Genomic DNA, 6,990 nt, shown 5'->3' on the forward strand with positions numbered 1-6,990 from the left:
CCGCCCCTCGCCACGCCCCCATGGAGAGTGCCCCCGTGCACGACGCCGGGCCGAGACCCGCCGCGCAGGCCACCACCCCTGTCCCCGTCCCCTCCCTCACCCCGCACGTCCGGCGCCAGGCACGCGTCGGCATGCTCGTCACCCTGGTACTCGGCGGCCTCACCGCGCTGCCGCCGCTGTCCATGGACATGTACCTGCCCGCGCTGCCCCAGGTCACCGACGCCCTGCACAGCACCGCCTCCACCGTGCAGTTCACCCTCACCGCGTGCCTCGCGGGCATGGCCGTCGGCCAGCTGCTCGTCGGGCCGCTCAGCGACCGCTTCGGCCGCCGCCGCCCGCTGCTGGCCGGCATGGTCGTCTACGTCCTCGCCACCGCCGTCTGCGCCCTCGCGCCCAGCGCGCCGCTGCTCGTCGGCTTCCGGCTGGTGCAGGGCCTCGCGGGCGCCGCGGGCATCGTCATCTCCCGGGCGATCGTCCGCGACCTCTACGACGGCGTGGAGATGGCCCGGTTCTTCTCCACCCTCATGCTGATCTCCGGCGTCGCCCCGATCGTCGCCCCCGTCATCGGCGGCCAGATCCTGCGGCTGACCGACTGGCGCGGCGTCTTCGTCGTCTGCACCGTCATCGGCGTGGCCCTCACCGCGGTCGTCTGGCGCGCGCTCGGCGAGACCCTGCCGCCGGAGCAGCGCCACTCCGGCGAGCTGCGCGGCACCTTCGGCGCCTTCCGCGGCCTGCTCGCCAACCGCGCCTTCACCGGCTACGTGGCCGCGGGCAGCTTCGCCTTCGCGGCGCTCTTCACCTACGTGTCCGCGTCGTCATTCGTCGTGCAGGACGTCTACGGCGCCTCGGCGCAGACCTTCAGCCTGCTCTTCGGTGTGAACTCGGTCGGCATCGTCGCCGTGGGCCAGCTCAACGGCAAGGTGCTCGTCGGCCGGGTCGACCTCGACCGCGTGCTCGCCGTCGGGCTGGCGCTGATCACCACCGCCGGCGCGGCGCTGCTGCTGCTCACCAGCGGCGTGTTCGGCCACGCCTCGCTCTTCGCGATCGCCGCGGCGCTCTTCGTGATGATGGCCTCGATGGGCCTGGTGCTGCCCACCACGAACACCCAGGCGCTGCTGCTGACGAAGCGGAACGCGGGCGCCGCCTCGGCGCTCATCGGCACCTCGTCCTTCCTGGTCGGCGCCCTCATCTCGCCGCTCGCCTCCGTCGCCGGCGACGGGACCGCGGTGCCCATGGCGATCACCATCGTGACCTGCGCACTCATCGCCTGCGCCGCTTTTGCCGGGCTCTGCGTCCCGGCCCGGCGTACCGTGGAGGGACCATAGGCGTCGAGCCCGTACGGAGGAAGCGATGTCTGATCCGGACGAACGCAAGTGGGCGTTCAAGACAGCCGACAGCTCGCTGAGGACGGGGGCCGAGACCCCCGTCGACCCGGAGGACCTGGTGATGGCCTCCGGCCGGGACTGCACCCCGGAACGCGTGGAGAAGGCCCGCCGAGAACTGGAGGAAGATGGCGCCGCCGCTGTCGAGAGGTACCTGCCCTGAGGCAGGCCTCGACGCCGCCGAGATCGCCCGGATCGTCCCGGGCCTGAGGTCCGTCCTGGAGCCGCCGGCCCCCGTGCCCGGCGCGGAACCGCCGGCGACGGCGGACCACACCACCGGGCCCGCGGACGGTCACCCGTGGTGCGCCGGGGCCGTGGTGCTCGCCGGGCGCGGGGACGTGGTCGCGCTGCACGAGGCCGTCGGCTGGGCGGTGCGCTACCGCGCGTACGACGAGCACACCGGCCGCGGGGTGGAGCTGCCCGCGGCCGAGCGCGTCCCCATGCGGCCCGGCACCGTCTTCGACCTCGCCTCGCTCACGAAGCTCTTCACCGCGACCGCCGCCGTCCAGCAGATCGAGGCGGGCGTCCTCGACCCCGAGCGCCCGCTCGTGGCCTACGCGCCCGGCCTCGTCGCCGACCCGCGCACCACACTGCGGCACCTGCTCACCCACACCTCCGGGCTGCGCCCGGAGCTGCCCCTCCACGAACTGCCGGACGCCGCGGCGCGAGCCGCCCGGCTCGCCGCGGAGCAGCCGCTGCCGCCGCCCGGCGCGCAGCGCACGTACTCCGACCTGAACCTGCTGCTCACCCAGGCGCTGCTGGAGCACGTCACCGGCCGCCCGCTGGACCGGCTGATCGCCGACGGCATCACCACCCCCCTCGGCATGACCTCCACCCGCTTCGCCCCGCCGGCCGACTGGCGCCCGCGGATCGCCGCGACCGAGGACCAGCGCCGCCCGTGGGGCAAACTCGACCGCGGCATGGTGCACGGCACCGTCCACGACGAGAACGCCTACGCGATGGACGGCGTCGCGGGCCACGCCGGGCTCTTCTCCACCGCGTGGGACCTCGCGCTGTTCGCCCACGCCCTGCTCACCGGGGCCCTCCCGCTGCACCCCGGCCTCGGCTTCGAGACGGCGCGCCCGTGGTTCATGGGCCCGCTCGCCGGGCGCGGGGCGATCGGCCACACCGGCTTCACGGGCACGAGCATCGTCCTGGACCCGGACTCCGGGGCCTTCCTGATCCTGCTGGCCAACACCGTGCACCCGGTGCGGCACACCCAGGGCAGCGGGCCGCGCGCCCGGGCGGCGGAGTGCCTGGCGCGGGCGCTGGATCAGCCGCGGGAATCCGTGGAGGCGGCCGTCCCGTAATACGCGATCTTGTCGTCGAGGACGCCGATGGCCCGGCGCAGCGCCGCCACCCGCTGCTCCAGGCCGGCACGCCGCTCGCGCAGGAAGGCGACCCGGTCCTCGGGCCGGTGCTCGGCCCGCAGGATCCCGACGAACGCCCGCACGTCCGCGATGCCGAGCCCGGCCTCGCGGAAGCACGTGACCAGGCCGATCCAGAAGACGTCGTCCTCCGTGTACTGCCGCCGCCCGCCCGTGGTCCGCCCGATCGGCCCGATCAGGCCCTCGCGCTCGTAGTAGCGCAGGGTGTCCAGGGACACGCCGGTCCGGTCGGCGGCCCCCGCCGGGGTGAGGGTCGTACCGGTCATGTGCCACTCCCGCCGTTCACTCGTTCAGCCCTGCCCCGCCGTGCCCCGGCTGGGCCGTTCAGCCGTTCAGCCGTTCAGCCGTTCAGTGCGGCCGTTCAGCTGTTCAGCCGCCGAGGAGGCCCGTCCGCCCGGCCGCCGGCGCCCTCCGGCCGGTCACCGGGCCGCGGCGAAGCGCTCCACGTGCGCCTCGCCGAGGCGGACGGGAACCGCGGCGAGCGCCTCCCGCACCTGCTCCACGCGGCTCGCGCCCACGATCGGGTCGATGCCCTGACCCATCAGCCACGCCAGCACGACCTGGTTCGCGGTCGCCCCCAGCTCCCCGGCGGTCTCTGCCAGCGCCGCGAGCACCCGCTCCGTACCGGGGTGATCATACGTATCCGGCAGCGCCTTGTCGGCCCGCACGTACGCCCCCCACATCAGCGAGCTGTACGACCACACCGCCAGCCCCTCCTCGCGCGCGAGGTCCAGGTCGTCCGGCACGAGCATCCGGTGCCCGCCCTCCGCGACGGGGGTGAGCGGCCGCGGCAGCACGAGCGAGTGCCGCAACTGCAGTGCCGTCCACGGCTCGACGCCCTGCGCGCGGGCCAGCGCCCGCGCCCGCTCGACGCGCCACGAGGCGTGGTTCGCCGCGCCCACCCTGCCGACGAGCCCCTGCGCGACCAGCTCCCCGAAGGCCCCGACCGTCTCGGCGAGCGGCACCGTGCGGTCCTCGGCGTGCGCCCACAGCAGGTCGACGTGCCCCACCCCGAGCCGCTCCAGGCTCTCCTTGAAGCCGCTGCCTATCGCGTCGGCGGACAGCCCCTCGGCACTCTGCGGCCACGCGTGCGGGACGAGCGGATTCTGCCGGACCTTCGTGGCGATCCGCACCCGCTCCCGCACCCCCGGCCTGGCCCGCAGCCACGCCCCGATCACCCGCTCGCTCGCCCCGCCCACGCCGCTGGGATCGGACCAGAAGGAGTAGCAGTTGGCGGTGTCGAGCCAGACCCCGCCGCCGTCGACGAAGGCGTCGAGGATGCGGAAGGCGTCGTCGGCGGCGACGCGGGTGCCGAAGTCCATGGTGCCGAGGACGATCTGCGGTGCGGTGTGTGTGGTCATGCCTGCCATGCTCGGACCTGGAGCGCGCACCAGGTCAAGCGCGGGCCGCACCGCTTTCCGCGGCAGGGCTCAGCGGAAGACGCCCGTGTGGCCGAGGCTGTAGCGGCCCGGCTGGGGATAGACCGCGAGACCGTGGGGTCCGGAGCCGACGGGGATCTTGGCGAGGGTGCGGCCCGTCGTCGTGTCGAGGGCGTAGACCTCGGCGTTGTAGCGGCCCGTCAGCCACAGCACCTTGCCGTCCGCGGAGACGCCGCCCATGTCGGGGGAGCCGCCGCCGTCGATGTGCCACTTCGCCCTGAGCCTGCCCGTGGCGAAGTCGAGGAGCGACACGGAGCCCTCGCCGCGGTTGGAGATGTAGAGGAAGCGGGAGTCGCGCGACACGTAGAGGCCGTGCGCGCCCGCGCCCGTGGGGAGCAGCTTCGGGGTGGAGAAGGTGTCGCCGTCCATCGTCCAGACGCCGTTCGCGGCCATGTCGGCGATGTACCACGTACGGCCGTCCGGCGAGATCTTCACGTCCTGCGGCATCGAGCCGGCGAACGGGATCTTCTGCTGGGCCACCACCCTCATCGCCGCCGTGTCCACCTTCAGCAGCTCGCCGGAGAACTCGCACGAGACGATGAAGTAGCGGCCGTCCGGGGAGAAGTCGGCGTGGTTCACGCCGTAGCAGTTCACCGGGACGGTCCTGACCACGGCCATCGTGTGCGCGTCCCGGAACACCAGCTGCCGGTCGAGCGACGCCATGACGACGGCGTACCTGCCGTCCGGCGTGAAGTAGAGGTTGTACGGGTCGTGCACGGGGACGGGCTCGCCCACCCGGCCCGTCGCCGGGTCGATGGGCGTGAGGCTGTTGCCGACGTCGTTGTTGACCCAGAGCGTCCTCAGGTCCCAGGAGGGCACGACGTGCTGCGGCTGCTGCCCGACCGGGATCGTGCGGACGACCTTGTACGTCTTCGGGTCGATGACCGAGACCGTGTTCGACTCGGTGTTCGGGACGTAGACGAGGCTCGGCATGCCGCGGACGACCGGGGAGAGGTTGTTCGGCCGGTCGGCGGCGTAGACGTCGCTCCGGCTGAGGAGCGGCGGCATCCCGGGCAGGCCGGGATGCGCCCTCGCCTCCCGCTGCTGCGCCTTCGCCGCCGCGGCGGCGGCAGCGGCCTGGGCGGCCACCGCCGCCGCCGCGGGCGAAGGCGCGAGCGACCGGTCACCGCGGTCGCCGCAGCCCGCGGCCAGGAGGGCGGTGAGCGCGAGGAGCACGGTGGCGGCGTGCCGGTTCGCCCGGGCGCGGCTCCCGGTACGGGCCGGGCCTCGCCCGGGGGCCGCGCTTGCGGGGGTGGGGGTCGCGCCTGTCCTGGTGGGGGGCGCGCTTGCGGGGGTGGGGGTCGCGCCTGTCCTGGTGGGGGCCGGGCTTGCGGGGGTGGGGGCCGCGCCTGCCCTGGTGGGGGGCGCGCTTGCGTGGGCGTGGGCGGGGCCCGTGGCGGCGGGGGCGGGGGTGGCCGGTGCTGTGGAGGTTGCCGCGGGCGTGGCTGCTGTGGCGGTGGGGGCCGGGCTTGCGGGGGTGGGGGTCGCGCCTGCCCTGGTGGGGGGCGCGCTTGCGTGGGGGCGGGGGCGCATCACGTCAGGAGCTCCGAGGTCGTGACCGCGCGCAGGCCGCGGCGGTGCAGGTCGTCGAGGATGCCGGGCAGCGCGGCGACCGTGCCCGCGTGCCCGAAGTGCAGCGAGACCACCGAGCCGGGCCCGGCCTGCTCGGCGACGGCCGCGCGGACCGCCGCGGGGCCCGGATCGGTGTAGTCGAAGGTGTCCACGTCGTACGACAGCAGGTGCGGGTAGCCGGCCCGCTGGGCCAGGGCGACCACCTGCGGGGTCGTCAGCCGGGCCTGCGACGGGCGGAACCAGCGCCCCTGGCTCCCGGTCAGCCGCCGCAGCCGCGCCGCGCACCGCGTGATCTCGGCGGAGGCGGCGGCCTCGTCCATCGCCCCGATGTCGCCGTGCGTCTGCGTGTGGTTGCCCAGCTCGTGCCCGCCGCGCAGGACCCGGGCGGCGAGCTGCGGAAAGGCGTCCAGCCAGGTCCCGACGGCCAGCACGGTGACCCGCGCGCCGCCCTTCTCCGCCGCCGCGAGCACCGCTTCGGCCTCCGCCGGGTCGCCCTGGCCGTGGAAGGTGAGGGCGAGGCGGGGGCGGGTACGGGGGCCGTGCTCGACCTGGTCGGGGAGGGACGGGGGCTTCGTCGGCTCCGCCGCGGTTGCGGTTGCGGTTGCGGTTGCGGGGGCCGAGGGTGCGCCCGGGCGCGCCTGCCCGCCGGCGGTCGAGCAGCCGGTGAGCAGGGCGCCGGTGGCGCTGAGCTGGAGAACGGAGCGGCGAGTGATCGGCATCGGGGCCGAGCCTAAGTGTTATGGCCCGATTTATCCCTCCGGCGGGGCGGAGGATGGGCCGTCCGGGGCTTCGGCCCGTGGGGGCGGCGTGACGCTCCGCCGGTGGGGGTGTTCGCGGGGCTTTTCCCGCCGGGGGCTTTTGCGCTGCGGGGGTGGTTGTTGCGGTGTGCCGCGCGATCTTCTGTCGGTGGTGGGCTGGTCGCGCAGTTCCTCGCGCCCCTGAGGGGGTGCCGCTTGCGGTGGGGGTTCGCCGTTCTGCCGGTGGTGGGTTGCTCGCGCCGTTCCTCGCGCCCCTGGGTTGCCCGGCGGGGCATCGCGCACTCGGTGCGGGGGTGGGGTCGGGTGCCACTCCGGGGGTACCTCCTCGGAATGCGCGTCTGACGTCTCCCTGGATTGTTGGGCGGTGGGGTGCGCATTCCTGCGGGGGCACCCCCGGATCGTCCCCCTCCCGGGCCGGTGTGGCGGCTGCCTGCCGGTGGGGGTGAAGTCT

General features: G+C 74.8%; 7 protein-coding genes. 3 read left to right on the forward strand and 4 right to left on the reverse strand.

Features of this window, described 5'->3' with window-relative positions; genetic code table 11:
* Positions 1 to 20: 20 nt before the first annotated feature.
* From ACH4SE_RS33005 to ACH4SE_RS33015, 3 genes are read left to right on the forward strand one after another with little or no spacing between them, the layout of a single operon-like run.
* Positions 21 to 1,325: a multidrug effflux MFS transporter gene (locus tag ACH4SE_RS33005; RefSeq protein ID WP_398547226.1), complete on the forward strand. Its 1,305-nt coding sequence runs from the start codon at positions 21 to 23 to the stop codon at positions 1,323 to 1,325.
* A gap of 25 nt (positions 1,326 to 1,350) precedes the next feature.
* Positions 1,351 to 1,545: a hypothetical protein gene (locus ACH4SE_RS33010; protein WP_398547227.1), complete on the forward strand. Its 195-nt coding sequence runs from the start codon at positions 1,351 to 1,353 to the stop codon at positions 1,543 to 1,545.
* A complete protein-coding gene (locus tag ACH4SE_RS33015; protein ID WP_398547228.1) occupies positions 1,511 to 2,692 on the forward strand; it encodes a serine hydrolase domain-containing protein in 1,182 nt (393 codons plus the stop codon). Before ACH4SE_RS33010 ends, ACH4SE_RS33015 begins: the two co-directional genes overlap by 35 nt.
* Here the strand turns inward: ACH4SE_RS33015 and ACH4SE_RS33020 are convergent.
* From ACH4SE_RS33020 to ACH4SE_RS33035, 4 genes are all read right to left on the reverse strand, one after another.
* Complete coding sequence (locus tag ACH4SE_RS33020) at positions 2,656 to 3,036, reverse strand: MerR family transcriptional regulator (RefSeq protein WP_398547229.1); 381 nt, start codon at positions 3,034 to 3,036, stop codon at positions 2,656 to 2,658. The two genes, ACH4SE_RS33015 and ACH4SE_RS33020, sit on opposite strands and share 37 nt — an antisense overlap.
* Positions 3,037 to 3,189: 153 nt before the next feature.
* Entirely contained in the window at positions 3,190 to 4,140 is a 951-nt protein-coding gene (locus tag ACH4SE_RS33025) for an aldo/keto reductase (RefSeq protein WP_398547230.1), read from the reverse strand.
* Positions 4,141 to 4,200: 60 nt separating this feature from the next.
* A complete protein-coding gene (locus ACH4SE_RS33030; protein ID WP_398547231.1) occupies positions 4,201 to 5,385 on the reverse strand; it encodes a hypothetical protein in 1,185 nt (394 codons plus the stop codon).
* Positions 5,386 to 5,741: 356 nt separating this feature from the next.
* Positions 5,742 to 6,500 carry a polysaccharide deacetylase family protein gene (locus ACH4SE_RS33035; RefSeq protein WP_398547232.1) on the reverse strand — a complete coding sequence of 253 codons (759 nt, stop codon included), beginning with the start codon at positions 6,498 to 6,500 and terminating at the stop codon, positions 5,742 to 5,744.
* Between the last annotated feature and the right edge of the window lie 490 nt (positions 6,501 to 6,990).

Source organism: Streptomyces sp. NPDC020983 (genome assembly GCF_044333485.1).
Classification (GTDB): domain Bacteria; phylum Actinomycetota; class Actinomycetes; order Streptomycetales; family Streptomycetaceae; genus Actinacidiphila.

Excerpts from the sequence above, each read along its gene's own strand:
- ACH4SE_RS33005 (WP_398547226.1), top strand. The coding sequence starts at position 21 with ATGGAGAGTGCCCCCGTGCACGACGCCGGGCCGAGACCCGCCGCGCAG.
- ACH4SE_RS33010 (WP_398547227.1), top strand. The coding sequence starts at position 1,351 with ATGTCTGATCCGGACGAACGCAAGTGGGCGTTCAAGACAGCCGACAGC.
- ACH4SE_RS33015 (WP_398547228.1), top strand. The coding sequence starts at position 1,511 with ATGGCGCCGCCGCTGTCGAGAGGTACCTGCCCTGAGGCAGGCCTCGAC.
- ACH4SE_RS33020 (WP_398547229.1), bottom strand. The coding sequence starts at position 3,036 with ATGACCGGTACGACCCTCACCCCGGCGGGGGCCGCCGACCGGACCGGC.
- ACH4SE_RS33025 (WP_398547230.1), bottom strand. The coding sequence starts at position 4,140 with ATGGCAGGCATGACCACACACACCGCACCGCAGATCGTCCTCGGCACC.
- ACH4SE_RS33035 (WP_398547232.1), bottom strand. The coding sequence starts at position 6,500 with ATGCCGATCACTCGCCGCTCCGTTCTCCAGCTCAGCGCCACCGGCGCC.